Genomic DNA, 21,511 nt, shown 5'->3' on the forward strand with positions numbered 1-21,511 from the left:
GCGATGTTCTTGGTATACATTAATGAAAAGATGATGTTTTTTTGGTGTCCTTCATAAAGGAATACACCAACAGGGAGATAAATATACAACCTGTAACGTAATAGAAGAAATACTGCTCCTGCCCTATATGCTTAAACCATAAGGCTACATATTCGCACGTACCTCCAAATATAGCCACGATAAGGGAGTAGGGTAATCCAACGCCCAGCGCACGTATATTGGTGGGAAAAAGCTCTGCCTTCACGACCGCATTAATAGCAGTGTAGCCGCTCACAATGATCAATGCCAGCATAATAATCAAAAAGGCGGTCCATGCATCTGTCGCGCTGTCAAGCTGACCAAGTTTTTGGAGCATAGGCACGGTGAACAATGTCCCTAGTATGCCAAACCCAATAAGCAAAGGTTTCCTGCCGATCCTGTCGGACAGCAACCCGAATAGCGGCTGCAAGAGTGCGAAAAGGAGCAACGAAGTAAAGGTGATTACCGTTGAATCCTCTTTTGAAAAGCCTACACTGTTTATCAGGTACTTCTGCATATAGGTGGAATAGGTGTAAAAGGCGACGGTTCCGCCCAAGGTAAGTCCGAAAACCGTGATCAAAGCTTTAGGGTGCTTGAGGAGTTCTGCCAGCGAGCCACTACGTTTTTTTGCCGGTTTACTGGATTGATCAGCGCTACGCTTAAAGGCCTCAGTTTCCGCCATATGGCTACGTAGATACAGCGCTACCAAAGATAGCCCCGCTCCAATAAAAAAAGGAATACGCCATCCCCATTCGTGCATTTGTGCTTCATTCAGTAGCATTTTTTGCATAATAAGCTGAATACCTAGTGCAATCAGTTGACCTCCGATAAGCGTAACATATTGAAAGCTGGAATAAAACCCTCTTCTATTCGAAGTCGCCATCTCACTGAGGTAGGTTGCGGAGGTGCCGTACTCGCCGCCAACACTCAGGCCTTGCAACAAGCGAGCGATCAACAACAAGGCTGGGGCAATTAAACCAATGGACGCATACGAAGGTGTAAGCGCAATCAGCAGCGATCCGAAGGACATGAGTAGCACGGAAATGGTCATCGAGAATTTCCGGCCAGCTCTATCTGCCAAGCTGCCAAACAACCAACCGCCAATAGGCCGCATCAAAAAACCAACAGCAAATATTCCGGCAGTGTTTAAGAGCTGTGCCGTTGGGCTGCTTTCTGGAAAGAAGATAGGTGCAAAATAAATCGAAAATGCAGAGTAGGCATACCAGTCGTACCATTCTACTAGATTGCCAATAGAGCCGCTAACAATGGCTCGAAGCCTAGATGTCGTCGATTCGTCGTGTGAATGTTCCATATATTTAACGGCGTTAAATATACAGCAAAAATTGGTTTCCAACGATAAAAAGCAACTTGATCTGTTTGAAGGTGTTGCCCAATGCATAAAAAAAGAGGACTATTGCTAGTCCTCTCCTTAATATCGTATAAACCGAAATTAACCGTTGTCTTGGTTTAATGACTGTTTGTAGATTGCTTTCTTAACTTGGGTACGACGAGTAACTGATCTTTTCTCGTATGCTTGACGTGAACGTAGCTCGCGTAATACACCAGTTTTTTCAAATTTCTTTTTGAAACGTTTCAACGCTCTGTCTAGAGATTCTCCTTCTTTTACATTTACGATAATCATGTGCTTAATATACCTCCTTTCGTGCCCTTTTAGTTTTTTTGTGACTGCAAAGGTAGCATAAAAATGGATCTTTACAAAGAATATTTAAAATCATCGGTAAAAAATGGATAAACATCTCACCAGGAGGAGCCTATCCACTTACCACCATTCTGCATCGGGCAGCGCGTAGTGTGCGGTATCTACGGTTTCCTGCCAAGGTGCCTGTTGAAACTTCCAGCAATTTTCCACTTTGCCGAGCGACTTTGCCAAATCCAAGGTGCCCCAACGATAGCTCACCGGATAGTGCTTTTTATCGTAGCTTATGGTGCCAAGCACCGTGGGGCTCGAGAATCCCGATACGCCGTTGGTATACTGCACCGCCTCACGCAGGGTGAACTCCGTACCCGCTGGTATTTTCAAAATAAGTTTTACATCAGACTGATCCAGCGCCATACGGTCTTGAAAGTATGTCCATTGCTCGTGTTCGCGATCCATCAGCGTAAAGGGATGTTTCTTGCTCAGTACATAGCTGTCATCCTCCTGAAACAAATAGGTCTCACACTGCAGCACCCATGTTTTTCCGACGTAAGCGCGAAACGGCTCGTAGCGACTGATATTGGTCGACTTTGTCTTTATACTGCTGTAGAGCATAAGCACAAAAAGCGCAATGCCAGCAATAAGGCAGAAAATAAGGATCTTGATTATTTTACTTATTCTAACTTGCTTCGGACTCATTATTTTTTATCACTTATGTAAACTTCCGTCTTTTTATCCGGGGATTTAAAGCGAATCGTATAGCTTGTCTGTTCGACAAGATGAAGTTCCATGCGTTCTTTTCCAAAATCCGTGCGGTTCATGCCTTCTTTTGGTTGGGAAGTCTTACTCATTTCAGCACTTTGCACGAGATAGTAGGTATCGCCTTCAACAGCTTCCACCTTAAACCAGCCGAATCCGACCTTTGCCCCCGCGACCGTCCCCACTTCTTTGTAGGTTTCGAAATGGCCAAAGTAGATATCCCCTACGGCGGGCTTCGCCTCCATGGCAACAGATAGGGCAGATTTCGGGAGCGGTGGCTTCATCGCATTGTAGCCAATCATACCAAAGGTAGCGACCACCAACAGCACGAAGATCCATCCCACCACCGTCAAACGAAATGTAAACGGTGGCTTGGGCGCTTCTTTAACTTTCTGATCATGGAATATACGCATTTCCTTGGTCCACGACCGACGCCCGATTCTTTTTTGTGTTTGCTGATCCCAAAATTCGCCGTAAGCTTTCTTTGCATGCACCGTAAAAAGCGCGCTCCGCATACAGGTACGAAAAACATGGAGCGACATCACGGCGTCATGCCCAGCCGGGTGATGTAAACCGTCCGTGTAATAGGTGGCTTGTTCAATCTTATCAACTAAAAAAAACATAGGTTCCTCTTTTAATTATGTATGTTAACTCTTGGCATCCGTCGCGACGCACTGTTCAGACATGGCTTGCATCGTAGCAATCAATCGCCGAACTCCTTCTGTAGAGCTTCCACAATCGTATCCATCTCCTGATTAACTGCCTGCCCTATAGCCTCCGGTATTTGCTGGAAGGCTACATAGTCTGTCAGCTCGGCACGCCCCTGACGATACTGCATAAAGGCCATGATCGAAGCACTCCCCCAATAGTAGTCGTAGATCAAGGCCAGCCCCGTTGACTCGGGCGTAACGTAGTGCTCCAAGCGCTTAAAAAAATTGAGCATAGGCAGTATTTCCGTATAGTTTTCGCTAAAAAACAACGACACGAGGGTCCATTGTTCTTCTTGGGCATCGTAGCGCTCTACCCAGGCCATTGAGCGTTCTTGCAGGAATTGCTGCAGTATCGCATCATGATTTGGAGCACGATAGCCCGGGATTTCGTTTAACGGCTCCTTGTGATACATCGATCGGCTGTCCCACCAATGCTGCCACATGCTATCGGCCGCCATCGCCTTTGGCGCTTCTTGAAGAAAGGCTTCGCGTTGTTGCGGCTTGATGTGGACTTTCAGGTAAAGTGAATTCGGTTCTGACATATGCTATCTATTTCTACTGTTCAATAAAGGAAAATTTGTCTTCAAACAGTTTTCCTAAAAGTGGCAAAGGCCGCTTTACTTCGTTTACGGCATTAATAATACCGAAAACCATCAGAATTAAAAATAATAAGCCGATTACGCTGATAATAATGCTCAAAGCTGGTACCAAAGAAATCAGTACATAAGAAACGATATTAACGATTAAAGCGGTCAATAGTAGTCCAAATCCTTGCTTTAGATGGTAGTTACTTAATGCACTTCGCTGTGCTTTTCCGCCAAAAAATGCGACCAACCATAAAATACCTAAGTAACTGAGAATAGATTGTGTTTTGGCATTCATATTTTTTTGTTTTAAATGATGAAGTGAAATTCTGCATTAAAACCCGAATAAAGATATTTGGAAGCTATACAATACGTCTACAGCATGTTAAGCGGTGTATACAAGGTGTATACAGTTTTTATAAAGCACTGTTATACAGCTTTTTGAAAAGATCTTCCTTCCCCGGTATTTTCTACGTTTCCTTTTAAAAACGAGGTTATTTTTTTACTTTCTTTGTAGTATGTGTATATGCCGCATTTCTTTTAAAATAGCTTTTTTCTGCCTGCTGCTTTGTGGTTCCATAGGCTTTTCCACTGCGCAAGACATCGATGTGTCTACACAGCAAGTGCTGGAAAAGGTGGAGGAATTGCAGTTGCAGAATAAGCGCAAAGAAGTTATCCATGTATTGGATACAGCGATAAAGAGCATCCCGCGGCATGCAGATTTGGCCTATCTCTACGCGTACAAGAGCAGTTGGTATAGCGCAACGGATAGCCTCGTGCTGGGCAAACGATTTGCCGATCAAAGTATGGAGTATGCCTCACTATCGGGCAACAAGGCGGCCAAAGCTGCAGCTTACCGCGCGAAGGCCTACCTCAACAATATGTTGGGGCTTACCGACGCAGTGGTCAGCGACGCGCTGAAGGGGCTACAATTCATTGATGGCGACAGCCAAGATTTAACCACGAAATATGCGCTGAATTATTTGCTTTATGGCGCATATAGTAAATGGGGCGATAGCCAGAAAATGCAAAAATACATACAGGCCTTTCAGCGCTATGCGCTGGAAGCAAAGAACATCAATTTGCAGGCAAACGTGCAAAACGGACTGTCGAGTATGTATCAAGCTCGATACCACAAAACAAAAGATAAAAATTTAATTGATAGCTCTTTGCTGTGTTTAAATAAAGCATTTGAGCTGCACTGGCAACATCCTGAAAAGGTCAGTGGCAATACCTTTGTTATTTCCTGTATCAATCTCGCTAATTATTATTTAGAATTTGCTGCTGTGCCAGAGGCTGTGCGGCAGGAAAAAGCTTTTCAATACCTCCGTTTTGCGGAAGATAAATTGCGGAACGGCCACGCTTCCGCAGAAAAATGGATCAGTGTGTTTGGGATCAAAAGCGGATTTGCAAAACGCGAAGGCAAGCTTGATCTTGCCGAGCAATATCTCCAACAGGGCTTATCCCTCTTGATGAGCAATGAAGGTAGCCACTACAAGGTGGCTTACGCCGTCAATAAAGAACTAGCGGCAATTACCTTACAACGAAATGAACCTGCCCTCGCGATCACCTATCAACAACGCGCGGAGGAACTGCTGAAAAAGTCGTTCGATGAGCAACAGCTCTTGAATGCCCAGAAATTGGAAATTCAATTCGAAACTGAAAAGAAGGATCAGCAGTTGCGCTTGCTTAAAGAACGTGAAGAATTCCGCAAAAAGCAAAATTACCTCTACGGGGGAATTGCTGTTGCCCTGACCTTTGGTTTGGTTTTCATGTTTGTGTCCTACCACTTCCGCTTGCGATATGCTATCGAGCGCGAGCGAAAGATGCAGAAGCAAAAGGAGGATGCGGAGCAGCAGGCACTACTCCAGCTCAAATTGGAGCAGGAAGAACAAGCGCGGCTCAAGGCCGAACAAGAGCTGCTCGAAATCCGACAACAGCAACTCGAAAAAGAAGCGCTGGCCAATAATTTGCTTATCGAGCGTAAAAACGATACGCTGAAGCAAATCCAAGAAAAGATACAACACGGTGAATCCGCTTACGCACAAAAATTGATTAAGGAAGAGATGTTGATGCAGGCCGATTTCGAAGTAATCAAGATGCAGATTCAAGAGCTGCATCCCGAGTTTTTTAAACGATTGGCAGCACTGGCCAAACAGAAGCTGACACCACTAGACCTGCGCTACTGCACCTACCTATCGCTAAACATGACAACCAAGCAGATGGCACAGGCCTTGCACGTTGAACCTCAAAGCGTGCGCATGTTCAAATATCGACTCAAACAGAAATTTGGCTTGGGCAAGGACAGCGATTTGGAAGACCTGCTAACCAAGCTCTAGCGATTCACCTGCGCTACTTGCTGTATACGTGGGCTGATCCGTCAAACGGCAGGCTCCTATTCCATTTGTTTAGACCATCCTGCGTAATATCTCCTTTTTACCACCACGTTGCTGTACAAGATATCGTCGCACGTTCCTTTTTTCCTACGAACGCAGAGCAACATGATGCGATTAAACAAAGTGAAAAGTTTTTAATGCATAATGACGTGTATTTGACGTATAACTACATCATTATTGACGTATATAAGCAGTAGGCTTAAATGTTTGTTTTGGTATTTCTTTGTTAATCTTTGTGAAACAATTATTTCACACAAGTTATAGAAAGTCATGCGTAAAAACAAGAAGAAAAAGCAGCCCTATGTAGCACCGAAAATAGAAGTCACCTATGTCAAGTTAGAGCAAGGTTTGGCGGCGTCATCTGCACGGATCGTTCCTGGCGGGGATAACAACGTCCCAACCGTAACCGATTGGGATGACCGAGAAGTGGAAGAAAACTGGAACTTTTAACAATTAACCATGATTAGGAAGATTATTTACCTATGTACAACCTACCTCATCTTAATTCAGGTAGGGTGCTCCGACCATGTGGTAGACCATGTTTTATCTGAAGGGAAACTTTCCATTACAGTGGATGGCGTAGTCGGGACCGACCTTCAGCGGCAAACCAAGGCGAGCCTAGGACAGCACGGAGATCACGTTAACGGCTTTCCTCGCGTTTCAACCAACGGAAGTGTAAGTGGATTCACGACAGATGTTGTTGCCGAACATCAGCCTATGGGTGCTACTCCTATCGGTCGAACTTCGACCTCAAATAGACGAGCAATTCCTAGTAATATGGGATTAAACAGGGCGTCAACGCAACCCATGCAAATCGGATATACGTATAGAATACTTCTCTATAATAAGGCTACCGGACAATTGTGGAAGACCATGCAAGCCACAGCGGGCACAGCAAGTTCCTTGGATGTTGTGAAAGGCGATACCTACCTTTGGTATGCCTACTCCTACAATAATGACCAAAGTATTCCCGAGCCTGCTAACCTCATCAACCCGTCTATTGAAACCGCTATCGACAAGGATTTTCTATATGCAAAAGGCGAGATCGCTATTCCTATTACACCGGTAAATCAACAAGACAATCACCATGTTGCTATTACGTTTAGCCACAAGGTAGCACAAGTACAGGTCAAAGTAGATGCCACGGTATTAGCGAAATTTGCCCAGATAAACAGTATTAGCGTATCTTTTGATCAGGACAACTACCTGAAGAGCGGCGTATTTAATATCAGAGCGGAAGCCGTTGAACAAATGCAGACCGTACCTACCAGCACGATCTTTAATACGCTATCTCCTACCCACATTTGGGAGGCCAACTACTATACCCTGGATCCTGAAGCTGTAAGCACCTATAAAATAGTGTTGGATGATCTTAGCGTTCAGTTTGTGGATGCAGATCCTACGGTCGCCAATAGGAATTTAGCAACCTACAACGGATCAGCCAACAAGCCGACCTTCACCTACAATTTTGCTTCTCCTGCCGTCGGTCAGCGCTTAACGGGCATTGCAAATCTTTGGTATACCCTATCTTCAAGACGAATTCTACATATTTCAAATAACGCAAGTTATGGCTACGCAATGGAACAGGGACCCTCTTGGAATTTCTTAAATGCACGAGAAAATTTCGGAATCCTACCGACAAGCGTTGTGAAAATGGCACCATGGACTGCCGGTCAAGGGGTATGGATCGGAGGAAATCTAAACGATGATAAGACGGAAAATTGGATCAATTACTCATCCAACAGTTCAGGCGACAATGAGATCATCAACAAGCTCAACCCGAGTGACCCGGCCGACAAACCGGATATCGTTATTATGGGGTACGACGTTCGTTATATTCGCCCAAACGTGGCTACTGCACTCATTGATTACCTGGACGGAAATGGTATTGTCATCTTGATGATGCAAGGCCATACCGGTAGCAACAACCAAGCATTTTTCAACAACCTTTTTGGCGTCAATAACATCACCTTTAGTTCGACGGGGTCTGGTGGTGCTATGTATCCCATAGAAGGCACCGACGCCAACGATCCGATTTTAAACGGACATTTCGGGGATGTTCGCGGAAAACATTGGGGAGAGGATGCCGGAACGACCTTGGGCGCGATTGACGTCCCACCCTCGCAGGTCACTATTTATTCTTTCGGACAAGCCATCAACAGGTCAAGTACGCCACAGCGGGTCACCATATTCAAGCACAATACAAAAAACTTCTTTTTCATTGGTGATGGAGGATTTGTTTCTTACAATGGGGGCAATAGTTCGGTTATCTGCCCATTTTGGTACGATCCAATTGCGAAAGTTCCATTGCCAAAACCGTATGGAAATAGCGGTCAAGGATATATATCAAATAGCCTACGGGCCTACAATAGTGTCGTTATGGGGAATATTATGGTATGGGCAGCGAAAACAGCTGAATTCAATGGCATAAAACCTTGGCGCTACTCTGCGCCGCCTACACCCTAGTAGATTTCAAACAATGGATGTACGAAGAGCGTTGCTTGCGCTACATTGCGAACCAATGAGCCCACCTATTCGGGGAATGCATTTAGCCATCTATAGATATTCGTATGGGGACTAAGTCCAAAATTCTTTCGTATCCTATTCTTTCGTGTCTCCACCGTCCTAACGGAGATAAACTCGATACTCGAAATATCTTTCGTAGCAAAGCCTAGTTTAATTAAAATTAATGTTTTGTATTCCGTCGTAGTCATTCTGGGGTTAACGGCCAGTAATTGGTCAAATAGTAAAGGGTAGTGCTGATTGAATTGGATCACCAATGTTTCGGGATTGGACAGGGCAAGTTTTACTAGGGCTTGCAATTGGTGCTTATCATCGCTCTCTTCACTTTGTAATTCCCGGTTCGCACAGTCTTTGTAGTTCTTTTGGGGCAAAGCATGTCGCTTCGACTGTATTTGCGTAGCGGATGACAGGAGCATTTTACTAACATAGACCCCATTTATTCCAGAGATGATAAGTGCCTGAATAAACGGGCTGATAAACGCACCTTGCTCCAAGGCAGCTGGGGAGCAGGATCCGTTAAAGAATATTTTGAAGTCTGTATAGTAGTTTACGAGAAAGAGAATTAGAATAAAGATGTAAAGAATGACGATGCGCGAGACATGTTTAGCGCCAAATAAAAAAGGCGAAGCGGTCAACAAAATCAGGTTATACATATATATACCCCCGTTTAAGCCGGTGTAGGAGGAAAAATAGAAGATCACGATGGATAGGCAGACAAAAAAAATAAAATCTACGTTACTTTTTGTTTTGTAACATGCCAAATTCAGCAGCAAAACAAAGGATAAGCCACCAAGGATATAGAAACTTTCAAATAATCCATGATATAAATTTTGTAGCGCATAGAAGAAAGAAATGATGGCCAGAACTATACAATACTGCTTTGCTAGTTGAACAGGAAACCGATGCAGAATGCCCCACTTATCCTCATAAAATATAGCGCGTAAATCTAACCAAATCTTTACCGAATTTTTATACATACCTTCTTGTTTTGCTTATTGGAAATGCTCCTAATCACCGCGCTATCTACGTTATATTGGACAAGCCCTTCTTTCGCGTAGTGTCATGGCCGCGCTGTTATTTTTGTAAATCAAGTCCTTCGAGCGACTATCAATTTGCTAGCACATTGAAAAAACTAAACTACTTTTCGCTCCTTTCCCAACATCGACGGTGAGCAGGTTCATCCACGAAAGCTGCATATGTCGGCATATTTCTTGCGCAGGGGGCCGGTCTCGGGCTGACGTGACGCTAAGGCTATAGGCGCCTCGGTAAGCGGTGATCTTTTTGTCGCTTTTCCTTCTATTTAAAATTAGTAATTCATGCCCGAATACGCTACTTTTTGAACATCTTGTTTGTTGAAAGAAGGTCATAGTTATGCTTCACCTTTTATAAATTAATGTGCAATTATAAAAAATATCGCTTGATTTACTAGTTGTTTAACCTACTACTTATGTACGTCAGGCATTCTGTAAGACTACCTCAAATATACTTCACCATAAAAACATGGTGTCGTTGTCCACGAGAGATCGCAGCACAACAATGATTTGTTACACGCACTTCTTCGCGGGAAGCTATTGCTGCATAGCTTTATCGCTCTTCCCTGCGTTACACTGTAGTTATAGATCTATTCATTAGCGTTAAACGGCGCTAACAATTAAGCAATGCGGCCTATAGGCATAGGCCACGAGATGCTAAGCACGACTTATCATCCATGCGTTTGCAAAAACCTTATGGTGAGCCCACGTTGCCGTAATAGGGACAAAATCATATTTTCTACGTTTGCTGCCGATCGTACAGCAAGGATGGAAACATCATCGTTCATTTCTATTGCGATGTAATTTACTCCCGGGATAACGGCGAAGAGATATTCCTTGATTTCTTTCCACTTTAGGAGAAGTCCGTTGTTGATCGCGAAGGTATGCAGGTATAGGCTCATATTCCTTTTAATTGTTTATCTCCATAACATGTTACACTCACCGCATATCTCACCAACTGGGTGTTCATAACAAATAGCCGTTCTAAACTTTCTAACCTATCCACAATCTGCACCGTCTTACAAGCTGTTTCTAGTAGGAAGGCTAAACTGTCAGCAAAATCTAGATCGGAATCGATCAGGATATAATGATCGAAATATTCGGCAGACAGCTCCGAAAACAGCGGGCTACCTGCAATGCTAGGATTTATCAGAATGTTCGTGTTTATGATTTTCATATATAGTGGGATAACGACGAGGTAAAGAATTTTACTGTGGTAAATAAGATAAAAGGGGGCACCTGTACAGGTTTGATCAGATGCCCACCTTTCACAGCAAATACACAGCGGTTAAAGCCAGCCGCCACCTAAAGATCGGTACAGCGTAGCTATAGCATTTAGCTTTTGTGCTTTTACAGCTGCTAGGTCAAGTTCCGCTTGCAGCTTTGCTGTATGCGCTACGATCACTTCCAAGTAGGTTGCCTCGCTATAGGTATAAAGTTTGAGCGAGTTGTCGACAAGATCAGCTGCCCGCTGCACCATTCGTTCGGAAACGACCTCTTGCTCTTCGATCTTCTTTATTTGAATCAGCGCATCCGACACTTCCGCCGCCGCACTTAGCACAGACTGCCTAAAATGTAGTGCCGCTTGTTCGCCGGATATCTCCGCCTGTTTAAAGCGCGTCTTGAGCTGCCTTCCGTTCAACAGCGGTTGCGCGATCGCCCCTGCCGCCGTGCCAAACAGGGATCCCGGTATGTTGAACCAATTTTCCGCCATCAGCGCATTTAGTCCACCCTGCGCCGTGATGTTCAGCACAGGGTACATGCTTACCCTAGCAATGTGTATGGAGGCAAGGCTGCGCCGCAGGTCCAGCTCACGCGATCTAACATCTGGACGGTAGGACAAGAGGTTTGCGGGGACGCCGGTCTCCAACCCCTCTGGGACGATCACCTGATCCAACCCCTGTTGCCGCTCCACTTTACCAGGATAATTGCCGGCCAACACGCTCAGCGCATTCTCCTGCACATGGATAGCACGTTCGATCTCCGGAATGCTTTTTTGCAGCTGATCTGTTGACATTTCCTGCTGTTGCACAGCGACTAAACTTGCTAGACCGAGTGCATGTTGCTTTTTCAAGATCAACAGTGTGCTATCTGCAAACAACAGGTTTTCCCTGCTCACCGATAGCTGCTTATCGAGCATCAGCAGGTTATAGTACCCCGTCACCACCTCACTGACCAAGCGGGTTTTTACCGCATGAACAGCCTCCTCTGTTTTCAGCAGGTCGATCAGGCTTTCCTGCTGCTGCCCTTTAATCTTGCCCCAAATATCAACCTCCCACGAAAGGTTCAGGGAAGAGGTATAATCCATCATGTAGGTTTGGCCAGTAAACTGGCTGGCCATGATACCGTTTAAGCTGTTGTAAAACAGGTTATATGGACAAATTAAAAGAGATCGTCTGATTTGTAATCGAGAGGCGTTTTACCGGAGAGCTTTTTGAAAAATTTACTGAATACCGCCTGGTTGGAAAAGTGGAGTATACCAGCTACCTGATTGACGTTGTTGGCCGTATTTCGGAGTAGAATCTTCGCTTCGATCAAAAGCACTTGATTGATGATATCCTTTGGACTGTGATCCATGCTGCTCTTAATCACACGGCTGAGGTATTTCCTGCTGATGAATAGCTTGTCCGCATAGAACTGCACATCGTGGTGTTGGATGTAGAACTGCCTAACCAGTGCAAAAAATGCTGTCGTTATAGCTTCCTCGCGTGACGTGGTTTTAGTATTGACCTTATTCTGCTTTGTGTAATTCTCAAACTCATACATCAGCAGGGAGAAATGATGCCAGATCATTTCATGATGGAAATACACGGCATTTCTAAAATCGTTCAGATAGGAAAGCTCTTGAATATGGAATTTCAATCGGTCAAAAAGCGCCTTCTGATCCATAATGACATACGAAGGATTGCTGGAAAAACTCTTCAGGATGTCATTTGATCGATAGTTAAAGCCGGCATCAGACAACATATCCGCCGAAAAGAAAATTTGCGAAGCCTTGTAATCTGCAGACAGCAAATGTACTTTGAAAATTTCCTGTGGAACGCAAAATAGGATATCGCCGGCTTTAACTTCATATTCGTAGTCACCTACGCTGTAATAGCTGCTCCCCTGTTCAATCAGAATAAGACCGAAATATTCGGCTCGGTAAAATCTGGCTAGCGAAATCTGCATATCATGGTAGCTCGCCGCCGCAACAACATAATCTCTATTCCGTTGTGGGACAAGCATGAGATCGACGATCTGATGCAATTTTAGCGTGCTAACTGGAATATCTGACATGAGCCTATTTTGATATAGGCAGCAAAGCTAAGGATAAAAAATAGATTTACTCACCTTCGTAAATTTTAGCTTGACTACATTGTCGATACAAACTTAGCAAGCGGGCGAAGGGGTATGCTCATCCAGTTTTAAGATTAGCGCATCGAAACTGGGCTACATCTTCCGTTCTTTTAGTCCAGAAGCGGCCTTTGATTGGTCAAATGCAGCAAAGCCTTTCATCTGTCGCAAATCCATGAGCATTGCGCTGCAATGCTGATCGCGGTGAAGCGTATCCATGACGGCATGGTCATCCGTCAATAGATCTTCTTCAGATAGGATGCCATGTGCAAGCGCGTATTTAAGTATAGCCGCAAAGCCATGGTTCACGTAGAGATACTCGGCCTTCCTAAAATACTGTTCATTCAATAGCTGAAACTTCGCTTTAAACCAGCTTTCAGCGGACGCCGTGCTATAGCCAATACGTCCTTCCTTTACCGTTAGTTGTTTCAGGTAGGCCAGTGCTTCTTCACGCGTCAGCCAACCTGCCGTAAAGAGATCGCGCAAGCAATAATCTAAGCGATCGGCGCAAAGGTATGGATAGGGTTGTTCCAATAGGCTGTGCTCGGCGTCAACAATCGCCTCTAGCTTGTATCCTTGGCTACGCAAAATAGCTGGTATAGCGGAACGAGCGATTACGCTGTCCCAAATTTCTTCATGGTAGTCTTCTCCCGCTTTTTCAAAAACCTGATCCACGACATGCGAAAATGCGGTATGCGAAACATCATGTAGTAAAGCCGCAAGCTGCTCGCTTAGGCTACCGCCAAAAAGGCGAACCAAGTACATCACGCCAACGGAGTGTTCCAAACGCGTATGCTTAATGCGTGGATCGATAAGATATATTGCGCCTGCCTGATGCACACGCCCTAGGCGTTGTAGGGCGTCACTGTAGAAAACCTCCTCCAAAGGACGAGGTATCTCGATCGTTCCATAAAGTGGGTCTTCATAGATCATCCACAAATATATTAAAACAACAGGAATCCGTGCTGCTTTCAGCAGACTGAGCTATGCTCCGTGAAAGGCATGCTAACAAAATATTCCCTTATAGGCAGCTATAAGGGAATACGAATTTAGACGGCAAACAACTTTTGGTAAAGGCTAACTTTATAGCGGTACACCGGGCGTTCCTGTTGGCCATAGTATCGGCTTTTTTTGAACGCAGCCGATCGTGCCAGCGCTATATTTGCAGCACCAGATGGCGAAGGAAGCAAATCCACACGTACTGGACGACCAAAGATCGATTCGGGCAAAACCACCTGTTTGGCTTGTCGAATTTGGGCAGTTAACTTTAGCCCCAAAATCCCCTCATAAAACAGACGGAAAGCACTGTTCTTGCCGAAACCCGAGGTGCAGAATATTTGCTGAATATCCGACTGTCTAATCTGTTCAATAAGTGCCATGTTCAACGCCAGCGGCACCAATTTGTCGTCACTAGCCCCGTCATCCAAGCGCACACAACTCAAAATCGTATCACTAACAGCTATATTACGGCTATGAAGGAAAAGCAACACATCATCCAAGGTGTAGGAAGCGGACAATTCCTGCGGAAAAGCATCACGCATCAGGTTCCAAATACTGTTCTTGTTCCCATAAAAGAAAGGCATCATAAAAAAGTCGTCCTCGTGCGGATGAATGGTGCCCAATATAAGTGTTTCATCGGTATGGTGAATAGGGTATTGATCCACGTATAAATGTTCCGTGATGGTGATTCCCGCGTTGGATAAATAACTTTGCGCGTTGTGTGTGTCTTTGCTGCTCATAACAATAAGGATTTAGTACATCGTTGATTCATCGAGCAAATGCCGTTTCTTATCACGGCCTTTAGCCCTACTACAAAGGTCTGCATCAGGCCTGTTGTATCCTAAAACCTCTGGTTGTATTTTGCGAAAATCGAGCAGTCCTATCAACTTTTCAGTGCACACATGTATTAATCGTAATTTCCATTTGTAAATCTCTCCTATTCCTACATCTTAGGTATAGCTCTATATCCGCTGGTCGCTATGCCTATTCGGGTGTAGGCTGTGGTTGGCCGATCGTATCTTTTTTCTCATCACGGTTAATGTTGTTCATCGGTACTCCCGTACTACCCTTATCTTCTGATTTCAAGGTATCCGCATCGGTTTTTCGTTCTATATTATCCAAGGGAATACCGGCATTGTTATTAGCGGATGCACTTGTCGTGTCGGCAGTGGACTGCGCAGCACTGTCGCGATCTTTTTGTGGGCCGCAGGCCTGCAGCATGAGTAGCACAAACATGCTGGCAGCAATTGGGCATAGACTATTCGTTTTCATAGGCTTATCATATTAAGCATGACTATCACGTTGCATGCTTATCATCCGGTAATAGAACCATGAGGAAGGTTAATAGTTCATCTAACGAAGCAGATACGATACAAAGTAAATTTCCTTTTTATCGCCTTATCATAACATATCCCCGGCATGTCAAGCACACCGAGGATATATTTTGAAAGCCAGTAGCTGCTCAAGAGGCCCTAAGCAAGGTATGGTTGATCGTTGTCGCCTACGACTCTTGGTATACGGCGCCTTCGAAGCACAAGCGATAGATGGTCTTCAACTCTTCTACTGTAGGCTTTCTTGGGTTAAAACCGGTGCAGGGGTCGATCAAGGCATTGTTAGCCATATAGTCGAGCTTCTCTTCAAATAATTCTTCACTGATACCATAGGCACGGATAGATCCAATATTGTTGACGTCCGATCTGAGCTTTTCGATAGCCTGTGCAAGGTCTTCTGCGGTATTTCCACCAACCAATCTTGCTAGGTCAGGAAATTTAGTGCTGGCTGATTGGTTAAATCGGATTACGTTGGGCAAGAAGATGGCGTTACAACAGCCATGTGGGATGCCGAACATCGCTCCTACCTGATGGGATAGAGAATGTACAATCCCCAACCACGCATTGTTAAAGGCCAATCCGCCCATAAAAGAGGCGTCGTGCATACGCTGACGGGCCACGAGGTTCGCAGGATTATTCACCCCTTCCGGCAAGTTTTCAAACACAATTTCCAAACCACCCTTTGCAAGCACGTCGGCAAAAATATCATCGATATTGGAAACGTAAGCCTCTACGCAGTGCGTCAACGCATCTAAACCCGTGTTGGCAGTTACATGCGCAGGCATCGTCTGGCAGATCTCTCCATCCACGATAGCAATATCTGGCGTCAATTCGTAAGAAACGATGGGGTATTTAACACCTTTTTCCCGATCCGTGATAACGGCCAAGCCCGTTGTTTCGGTACCTGTGCCGCTTGTGGAAGGAATGGCGATAAATTTGGCCTTATTGCGTAATACTGGAACCTGAAAAGGTGTAATAAGTGCATCGAAATCGGTCGTCGGGTGTTCATAGAAAATCCACATTGTTTTCGCGGCATCAATGGCCGAGCATCCGCCCAAACCTACAATCCAGTCGGGTTGAAACTCCGCAAAGGCTGCGGCGCCTTTCATACAGGTGTCCGATGAGGGGTCTTCCTCCACACCGTCAAACACGCGTGTCTCTAATCCGGCTTCTTCCAAGTAAGCAATGGTTCTTTCCAATGTACCGCTTTTCTTCATTGAGCTGCCGCCGGTCACAATGTAGGCTCTTTTCCCTTTTACGTCCTTCAATGCGGCCAATGTGCCAACGCCATGGTGTAGCTCACCGGCAATAAATAGTTTACTCATATTAATCTGTCCGTTTTTATTACCGACAAAATTAGCGCGCGTAAACCTTTCCCTGTTATACTTTTGAGCCTAGTTGATATACATTTGCTCCAAGCTGCTTTGTAGCTCCGACGGGCTTTCATCCATTTTAGCTTTGACAAACTTGTGCAAGGCCGATGGCGAGCTGAAGCCAAGGTCTAAGGCTATTTCCTTATGGCTTTTATCGGCATACAGCATCTCTCGCTTGACCTCTTTTAGCAGCCGCTCGTGTATCGCCTCCATAACGGTCTTGCCGCAGTGTTTTTTCGTCAAGGCATTCAGTCTTTTGGGCGTCATGGAAAGCGCATCAGCATAGTAACTTACGCGACGCTCTTCTCGAAACAAGCGATTTAGCATCTTTTTGAAGGTGACATAGCTCCGCTTATCTCCGTCATGGGACATTAGCGGATGCGTGCCGTGCACCGCTTCGATTAATCCCAACAGGAAAATCTTGATATGAAATCGTGCTTGCTCCTTTCGTATTAGGCTAGGGTTTTGATAAATAGCCGCCACAGCATTAAGCTGCTGCAAGGCCGATTGCCATTCATCCGGTGAAAGTAAGGTGCAATTTAATCGGGTGGAAAGATCAACGTTATACGCGGTTAATTCATGCTGCAGGATATCGGAGCAGAAGAGTACTTCATCGAAAAGAAGTACTTTGACAAGGGCGTCGTCATCTACATCCAAGATCTGATGAATCTGATCAGGGAATATCACCGAAATTTTTCCTCTTTTTAGTTGCAGTACTCGATCCTCAATTTGAAGCCTCAGTAATCCACTTTCCACGAAAAATACACAGAAATGATCTCTTTTTACGGCCTTTTTCAAATGTTGTGCATCAACTCCGCGTAGATCCAAAACCCTAAAAGACAAGTTTTGGGCTTCTAAAGAGGTGGCATTATCCTTTAGTTTTAAGTTTTCTATTTCCAACATACCTACTCATTCACCTAGCAAATATACGCTAAAGAATTACCAATAGCGCTTGGCTTCATGCAATAGCCAGGGAAGTAGACGAATCAATTGGTCCTCAGTGATGTCCAAGGTGTCCACATCTATCCAAAGTATACCGGGCTTTGTGCGGAAGAATTTCCCAATATGGTGAAACCAGGTCAAATAAGTATTACGCGGCAGTTTCTCGTATTTCTCGGGATCCTCTACGTTGATAAATATTTGATTGTTCGCCCGGTAAAAGGCATATCCAAAATCAGTGATTTCCTTCCATGGAATAAATACTTCAGTATCCGCCGTGTTGTTGAACAGCCCTTCTTTCGTAATCGTCAGCCCTCGCCTCCCTTTTTTATACTGCAAAAGGTGCCGTATCTTTTCGAATATAAAGATGTGCAAGCTGATGTAGCATAAGAAAACGAATATCAACTTCTGTGGATAATAGAGGTAAAAAATACCAGCTAAAAGGAGTGCATTGAACAAGGCGCAAAGTACTGCCCCCCAAATAATCTTGGAAAGTTTGAAGGCTATTCTTAACTTTTTTTGTCCAGACAAGATGTCGTTACAGATATCTAAATAATGTACAGGCATGTTAAGTTTATTTAAAATGGTTATCTAGCCTCTAAGTTAATAATTTTTAAGTTTATTTATTAAATAATTTAATCATAAAATACGTTTAATTAGTTTAGTTCAAAGATATATTTCTTTAATACATTAATGTGTTATTGCTCCATACGCTTACGAAAGACAAACAAATGGCTGGTATCGCTAAAGCCAAATTCGGCAGCTATTTCCTTCATGCGCAGCTCTCCGGAATCGATCCGTCGCTTGATCAAGGGATAGCGAACTCGATCAATATATTCCTTGAAACCGATATGGAAATGCTTCTTAAAAAATGTCCCAAAGTAGTTTTCAGAAACATGGAAATGTGCAGCCAGCTTTTTTGCTTTTAATTTGTCGGGCAGGTAAATATTTCGATGTATATAGTGCAGCACTTCATTGACCGTCACCTTTTGCGGTATTTCCTGCTCCATAAAATCGCCTTGCTGTTCCATGATTAAGGATAAAATCGATTGAAACTGATGGAATATAAATAAGGAGGAAGACAAGGCCGATCGGGGTTCGTATGCCCTAATATTCGCAATGACACCGGCCAGTGCGCGACCTGCGATGTCCGAGAACTGAAGTTGACGCTCCTTCAGGAATTTGTTGGCCATCATCCTATCCGTATATTTTGCCACATTAGGCATACCCCGTCGTTCCCAAAACAGCGCGTAGCCCTCGGTATATTTTATAGCAAAAAAATGTGTTCTGCTTGCTATCAGAAAGGTATGTCGATCACCGGGCGAAATCAGGAAAACACTGCCTGCGGCGTAATCCATTTTATGGCCATTAAGGCTATGGGTACCGCTGCCGTTCAGGATGTACATAATTTCGAAATAGTTCTGCCCATGTTCAGGTAGATCGAAAACCTCTTTCTCAAATTCGGATACGTCAAGCGTATCAAACTGCTTAAAACTGTCCACATACAAATATCCATAAAAAATACATGAAAACAGTGGAAAAATACATGGAATCGTCGGCAGCCGTCGGCTAATTTTGCCCCTGCTCTTACAGCTCGTAATTCATGACAAACATCGCCCTCATCCTGTTCTGTACCCTTGCGGGGATATTATTTAAACGGTATAAATTGATTCCCACCGATGCGCACAAGGGCATTAATGTGTTTATTCTGTACATCGCGCTCCCAGCGGTATCGTTTAAGTATATCCCACAGATCCCTTGGAATCAAGACCTCCTCTTTCCCGTGTGCTCCTCCGTATTGGTTTGGCTGGGCAGTTACCTCTTTATCCGCGCCTACTGCCGTTTCAAAGGCTACAACCGGCGGACACGCAGCAGCCTAGAGCTCTCCAGTGGCTATAGCAATACCTCCTTTATCGGTTTTCCGTTAATCATGGCCTATTTTGGCGAGCAGCAGCTCGGCGTGGCAATCATCTGCGACCAAAGCATGTTCTTGATACTGTCCAGTATCGGGATAGTCAGCGCCATCAAAGGCGATAAGCAGGTCAGGGAAGTACCCTCGGCGAAGATGGTGATGGCGCGCTTCATACGCTTTCCACCGGTAATTGCCTGCCTCTCCGCGCTCCTGCTTTCCCGCTTTCTAGATTTCCAGCCCGTAGAGCCATTTTTTGATAAGCTTACAGCCACCGTAGGTCCCTTGGCGCTCTTTTCCTTAGGACTGCAATTGAATATCAAGGGCTGGCGTCCTAAAATAGCGCAAATATCCGTCGCCTTGCTCTATAAATTGATCCTCGCTCCTGCGCTGGTGCTATGTGCCGCCTTCGTGTTGGGCGTACAAGGCGATACAGCGCGCATAAGTGTTTTTGAGGCAGGAATGCCCACTTTGATCACGGCTTCCATTATTGCCGAACAGTTTAACTTAAATAGCAAGTTGGTGAACCTTATTATTGGCGTGGGCATCTTGGCAGGATTTATCTCCACCGGCATCTGGAGCATCATTATTAATAGCCTCTTTCCGCTGTAGCCTTTATTCGTGCAGACGCCAAGGGCTGCAGCCTTGACCATGTCTATCGTAAGCTATTCATCTTTTGCAAGAATTGCATATATTTTCTTACGATCTAGCTTACCGCCTGTACTATAGTAAAGTATCTTTCCATTTCGATCGAGGAGTATTACCCGAGGAATGCTGTTAATACCTAGTGAGCTACTTTTTATGCCTCCATAATCAAAGCTATGCGTCCAGTTCATTTGATATTCATCCACATGCCGTAAAAAGCTTGTCGAGTCGCGGTCTATGGAAACGCCTACAATTTTCAGCTTCTCGGCCGAAAAGTCTGCACGCAAAAGCTGCAAGTCTGGTATCTGTGCTAAACATGGACCACACCAGCTTGCCCAAAAATCCAATAAGACAAATGGCTCTGCTTGATTCTTCAAAGGAATGCTTTGCCCATAGATATCTTTTAATTCCAGGTTTGGCATAGGTTCATGCAACTTGATGATTGCGGGCGTTATTTTTTGAGCCAAATCTTGCGCTATCTTTTTCCCTTCCACTGTTGTTCGGTAAGCTTCGGGAAAGGTGCGGTTGTAGTAGTCGAGTAGATCAGTAAAATGGGCAGCATCCTCTTCAATAAAGAGTGTTGGGGAGACGACTTGTTCAAAAAAATACAAAAAAGAGGAGAAATCGTCTGGGTAAAGTGCAAATAAGGCCATGGACTTTGCGTTCATCGCTTTCGTTAACTGTTGTAACGCAAATTTGGCGGAGTCGTTTGTTTGAATTTTAGCCCCATATTTGTTCCATAATTCGGCACGTTGCAACATCTCCGTTTTTTGATCTTCTCTTAGTTTCCTAAAAATTTTACAGGAAACCGTATCATATACGGCAGTAAGATGCTCCGGTTGATCCGCGTAGAAAGGAGAACCTCCGCGCTTTTCATCAAAATATATAGTTGTTGTAGAGTTTTTTTGGTTAATAAGGTATGTATGCGACTTGGTCTCGTAAAAGAAGAAAATCCTCGGATAAGGGCTGTACGTTCTTCGCTCTAGGATCACCGTGGTATCTTCGGGCTTTACTTCAATAAGATCGTTCAGAAGGCCATCGTCAAAATGTATCGACAACTTATCTTTATCGATGCCTGCTAAGTGTATTTTAAGGCGGATTTGTTCTTGTGCCTTTAAAGCTGTAGCACAGGTCAATAGCATCAAGATCAGCAAAGTTACAGGTGTGTACATGGATCTGTTGCTCATTGCTTTGCAGCGGTTAAGGATAGAATAAATCCTACGGTCGGTAAAGTGGATCATCATAAAAGCGTTTACTTTTCCAATTTACGTAATTCAATGAATATAAAAATACGAGAACGA

General features: G+C 44.5%; 23 protein-coding genes. 4 read left to right on the forward strand and 19 right to left on the reverse strand.

Annotated elements, in window-relative coordinates; translation table 11 throughout:
- Positions 1-19: 19 nt before the first annotated feature.
- From SCB77_RS22660 to SCB77_RS22685, 6 genes are all read right to left on the reverse strand, one after another.
- A complete protein-coding gene (locus tag SCB77_RS22660) occupies positions 20-1,330 on the reverse strand; it encodes an MFS transporter (protein WP_320184287.1) in 1,311 nt (436 codons plus the stop codon).
- Between the two features lie 138 nt (positions 1,331-1,468).
- On the reverse strand, positions 1,469-1,660 hold the full coding sequence (rpsU, locus tag SCB77_RS22665; protein ID WP_037502579.1) for a 30S ribosomal protein S21: 192 nt from the start codon (positions 1,658-1,660) through the stop codon (positions 1,469-1,471).
- Positions 1,661-1,798: 138 nt separating this feature from the next.
- Complete coding sequence (locus SCB77_RS22670) at positions 1,799-2,374, reverse strand: hypothetical protein (RefSeq protein ID WP_320184288.1); 576 nt, start codon at positions 2,372-2,374, stop codon at positions 1,799-1,801.
- Positions 2,374-3,057 carry a hypothetical protein gene (locus SCB77_RS22675; RefSeq protein ID WP_320184289.1) on the reverse strand — a complete coding sequence of 228 codons (684 nt, stop codon included), beginning with the start codon at positions 3,055-3,057 and terminating at the stop codon, positions 2,374-2,376. The genes SCB77_RS22670 and SCB77_RS22675 overlap by 1 nt, the downstream gene beginning before the upstream one ends.
- Before the next feature lie 80 nt (positions 3,058-3,137).
- Positions 3,138-3,686 (reverse strand): hypothetical protein, encoded by a 549-nt coding sequence (locus tag SCB77_RS22680; RefSeq protein WP_320184290.1) that lies wholly within the window; start codon positions 3,684-3,686, stop codon positions 3,138-3,140.
- A 13-nt stretch (positions 3,687-3,699) separates the two neighbouring features.
- A complete protein-coding gene (locus SCB77_RS22685; RefSeq protein WP_320184291.1) occupies positions 3,700-4,026 on the reverse strand; it encodes a DUF4870 domain-containing protein in 327 nt (108 codons plus the stop codon).
- A 220-nt stretch (positions 4,027-4,246) separates the two neighbouring features.
- Here SCB77_RS22685 and SCB77_RS22690 point away from each other — a divergent pair, with 220 nt between their 5' ends.
- From SCB77_RS22690 to SCB77_RS22700, 3 genes are all read left to right on the forward strand, one after another.
- Positions 4,247-6,067 carry a helix-turn-helix transcriptional regulator gene (locus SCB77_RS22690; RefSeq protein ID WP_320184292.1) on the forward strand — a complete coding sequence of 607 codons (1,821 nt, stop codon included), beginning with the start codon at positions 4,247-4,249 and terminating at the stop codon, positions 6,065-6,067.
- Positions 6,068-6,394: 327 nt separating this feature from the next.
- Positions 6,395-6,574, forward strand: a complete 180-nt coding sequence (locus SCB77_RS22695) for a hypothetical protein (protein WP_320184293.1) — start codon at positions 6,395-6,397, stop codon at positions 6,572-6,574.
- Between the two features lie 9 nt (positions 6,575-6,583).
- Positions 6,584-8,590, forward strand: a complete 2,007-nt coding sequence (locus SCB77_RS22700) for a hypothetical protein (RefSeq protein WP_320184294.1) — start codon at positions 6,584-6,586, stop codon at positions 8,588-8,590.
- A 65-nt stretch (positions 8,591-8,655) separates the two neighbouring features.
- Here SCB77_RS22700 and SCB77_RS22705 read toward each other — a convergent pair whose 3' ends face one another.
- The 12 genes from SCB77_RS22705 to SCB77_RS22760 all read right to left on the reverse strand — a co-directional run bounded on the left by SCB77_RS22705 (position 8,656) and on the right by SCB77_RS22760 (position 19,158).
- The gene (locus SCB77_RS22705) at positions 8,656-9,300 is read right to left on the reverse strand and encodes a helix-turn-helix transcriptional regulator (protein ID WP_320184295.1); all 645 of its coding nucleotides are present in this window, start codon (positions 9,298-9,300) and stop codon (positions 8,656-8,658) included.
- Between the two features lie 1,049 nt (positions 9,301-10,349).
- Positions 10,350-10,580: a hypothetical protein gene (locus SCB77_RS22710; RefSeq protein WP_320184296.1), complete on the reverse strand. Its 231-nt coding sequence runs from the start codon at positions 10,578-10,580 to the stop codon at positions 10,350-10,352.
- Positions 10,577-10,855 carry a hypothetical protein gene (locus SCB77_RS22715; RefSeq protein WP_320184297.1) on the reverse strand — a complete coding sequence of 93 codons (279 nt, stop codon included), beginning with the start codon at positions 10,853-10,855 and terminating at the stop codon, positions 10,577-10,579. Before SCB77_RS22715 ends, SCB77_RS22710 begins: the two co-directional genes overlap by 4 nt.
- A gap of 111 nt (positions 10,856-10,966) precedes the next feature.
- On the reverse strand, positions 10,967-12,019 hold the full coding sequence (locus SCB77_RS22720; protein ID WP_320184298.1) for a TolC family protein: 1,053 nt from the start codon (positions 12,017-12,019) through the stop codon (positions 10,967-10,969).
- Positions 12,020-12,060: 41 nt separating this feature from the next.
- Positions 12,061-12,957, reverse strand: coding sequence for a helix-turn-helix domain-containing protein (locus SCB77_RS22725; RefSeq protein WP_320184299.1), 897 nt, complete (start codon positions 12,955-12,957; stop codon positions 12,061-12,063).
- Positions 12,958-13,110: 153 nt separating this feature from the next.
- A complete protein-coding gene (locus SCB77_RS22730) occupies positions 13,111-13,947 on the reverse strand; it encodes an HD domain-containing protein (RefSeq protein WP_320184300.1) in 837 nt (278 codons plus the stop codon).
- Positions 13,948-14,063: 116 nt separating this feature from the next.
- Positions 14,064-14,753, reverse strand: a complete 690-nt coding sequence (locus SCB77_RS22735) for a hypothetical protein (RefSeq protein ID WP_320184301.1) — start codon at positions 14,751-14,753, stop codon at positions 14,064-14,066.
- 244 nt (positions 14,754-14,997) lie between these two features.
- Positions 14,998-15,285 carry a hypothetical protein gene (locus SCB77_RS22740; RefSeq protein WP_320184302.1) on the reverse strand — a complete coding sequence of 96 codons (288 nt, stop codon included), beginning with the start codon at positions 15,283-15,285 and terminating at the stop codon, positions 14,998-15,000.
- Positions 15,286-15,514: 229 nt separating this feature from the next.
- Positions 15,515-16,669, reverse strand: coding sequence for an iron-containing alcohol dehydrogenase (locus SCB77_RS22745; protein ID WP_320184303.1), 1,155 nt, complete (start codon positions 16,667-16,669; stop codon positions 15,515-15,517).
- 69 nt (positions 16,670-16,738) lie between these two features.
- A complete protein-coding gene (locus SCB77_RS22750; protein ID WP_320184304.1) occupies positions 16,739-17,620 on the reverse strand; it encodes a helix-turn-helix domain-containing protein in 882 nt (293 codons plus the stop codon).
- 36 nt (positions 17,621-17,656) lie between these two features.
- A complete protein-coding gene (locus SCB77_RS22755; protein WP_320184305.1) occupies positions 17,657-18,223 on the reverse strand; it encodes an STM3941 family protein in 567 nt (188 codons plus the stop codon).
- A 131-nt stretch (positions 18,224-18,354) separates the two neighbouring features.
- Positions 18,355-19,158, reverse strand: coding sequence for a helix-turn-helix transcriptional regulator (locus SCB77_RS22760; RefSeq protein WP_320184306.1), 804 nt, complete (start codon positions 19,156-19,158; stop codon positions 18,355-18,357).
- Between the two features lie 101 nt (positions 19,159-19,259).
- Here SCB77_RS22760 and SCB77_RS22765 point away from each other — a divergent pair, with 101 nt between their 5' ends.
- The gene (locus SCB77_RS22765) at positions 19,260-20,177 is read left to right on the forward strand and encodes an AEC family transporter (protein ID WP_320184307.1); all 918 of its coding nucleotides are present in this window, start codon (positions 19,260-19,262) and stop codon (positions 20,175-20,177) included.
- A 53-nt stretch (positions 20,178-20,230) separates the two neighbouring features.
- Here SCB77_RS22765 and SCB77_RS22770 read toward each other — a convergent pair whose 3' ends face one another.
- Positions 20,231-21,397, reverse strand: a complete 1,167-nt coding sequence (locus SCB77_RS22770; RefSeq protein WP_320184308.1) for a TlpA family protein disulfide reductase — start codon at positions 21,395-21,397, stop codon at positions 20,231-20,233.
- Between the last annotated feature and the right edge of the window lie 114 nt (positions 21,398-21,511).

Origin of the sequence: Sphingobacterium bambusae (assembly GCF_033955345.1) — a bacterium.
Lineage (GTDB): Bacteria > Bacteroidota > Bacteroidia > Sphingobacteriales > Sphingobacteriaceae > Sphingobacterium > Sphingobacterium bambusae.

Excerpts from the sequence above, each read along its gene's own strand:
- SCB77_RS22660 (WP_320184287.1), bottom strand. The coding sequence starts at position 1,330 with ATGGAACATTCACACGACGAATCGACGACATCTAGGCTTCGAGCCATT.
- rpsU (WP_037502579.1), bottom strand. The coding sequence starts at position 1,660 with ATGATTATCGTAAATGTAAAAGAAGGAGAATCTCTAGACAGAGCGTTG.
- SCB77_RS22670 (WP_320184288.1), bottom strand. The coding sequence starts at position 2,374 with ATGAGTCCGAAGCAAGTTAGAATAAGTAAAATAATCAAGATCCTTATT.
- SCB77_RS22675 (WP_320184289.1), bottom strand. The coding sequence starts at position 3,057 with ATGTTTTTTTTAGTTGATAAGATTGAACAAGCCACCTATTACACGGAC.
- SCB77_RS22680 (WP_320184290.1), bottom strand. The coding sequence starts at position 3,686 with ATGTCAGAACCGAATTCACTTTACCTGAAAGTCCACATCAAGCCGCAA.
- SCB77_RS22685 (WP_320184291.1), bottom strand. The coding sequence starts at position 4,026 with ATGAATGCCAAAACACAATCTATTCTCAGTTACTTAGGTATTTTATGG.
- SCB77_RS22690 (WP_320184292.1), top strand. The coding sequence starts at position 4,247 with ATGTGTATATGCCGCATTTCTTTTAAAATAGCTTTTTTCTGCCTGCTG.
- SCB77_RS22695 (WP_320184293.1), top strand. The coding sequence starts at position 6,395 with ATGCGTAAAAACAAGAAGAAAAAGCAGCCCTATGTAGCACCGAAAATA.
- SCB77_RS22700 (WP_320184294.1), top strand. The coding sequence starts at position 6,584 with ATGATTAGGAAGATTATTTACCTATGTACAACCTACCTCATCTTAATT.
- SCB77_RS22705 (WP_320184295.1), bottom strand. The coding sequence starts at position 9,300 with ATGTATAACCTGATTTTGTTGACCGCTTCGCCTTTTTTATTTGGCGCT.
- SCB77_RS22710 (WP_320184296.1), bottom strand. The coding sequence starts at position 10,580 with ATGAGCCTATACCTGCATACCTTCGCGATCAACAACGGACTTCTCCTA.
- SCB77_RS22715 (WP_320184297.1), bottom strand. The coding sequence starts at position 10,855 with ATGAAAATCATAAACACGAACATTCTGATAAATCCTAGCATTGCAGGT.
- SCB77_RS22720 (WP_320184298.1), bottom strand. The coding sequence starts at position 12,019 with ATGGCCAGCCAGTTTACTGGCCAAACCTACATGATGGATTATACCTCT.
- SCB77_RS22725 (WP_320184299.1), bottom strand. The coding sequence starts at position 12,957 with ATGTCAGATATTCCAGTTAGCACGCTAAAATTGCATCAGATCGTCGAT.
- SCB77_RS22730 (WP_320184300.1), bottom strand. The coding sequence starts at position 13,947 with ATGATCTATGAAGACCCACTTTATGGAACGATCGAGATACCTCGTCCT.
- SCB77_RS22735 (WP_320184301.1), bottom strand. The coding sequence starts at position 14,753 with ATGAGCAGCAAAGACACACACAACGCGCAAAGTTATTTATCCAACGCG.
- SCB77_RS22740 (WP_320184302.1), bottom strand. The coding sequence starts at position 15,285 with ATGAAAACGAATAGTCTATGCCCAATTGCTGCCAGCATGTTTGTGCTA.
- SCB77_RS22745 (WP_320184303.1), bottom strand. The coding sequence starts at position 16,669 with ATGAGTAAACTATTTATTGCCGGTGAGCTACACCATGGCGTTGGCACA.
- SCB77_RS22750 (WP_320184304.1), bottom strand. The coding sequence starts at position 17,620 with ATGTTGGAAATAGAAAACTTAAAACTAAAGGATAATGCCACCTCTTTA.
- SCB77_RS22755 (WP_320184305.1), bottom strand. The coding sequence starts at position 18,223 with ATGCCTGTACATTATTTAGATATCTGTAACGACATCTTGTCTGGACAA.
- SCB77_RS22765 (WP_320184307.1), top strand. The coding sequence starts at position 19,260 with ATGACAAACATCGCCCTCATCCTGTTCTGTACCCTTGCGGGGATATTA.
- SCB77_RS22770 (WP_320184308.1), bottom strand. The coding sequence starts at position 21,397 with ATGAGCAACAGATCCATGTACACACCTGTAACTTTGCTGATCTTGATG.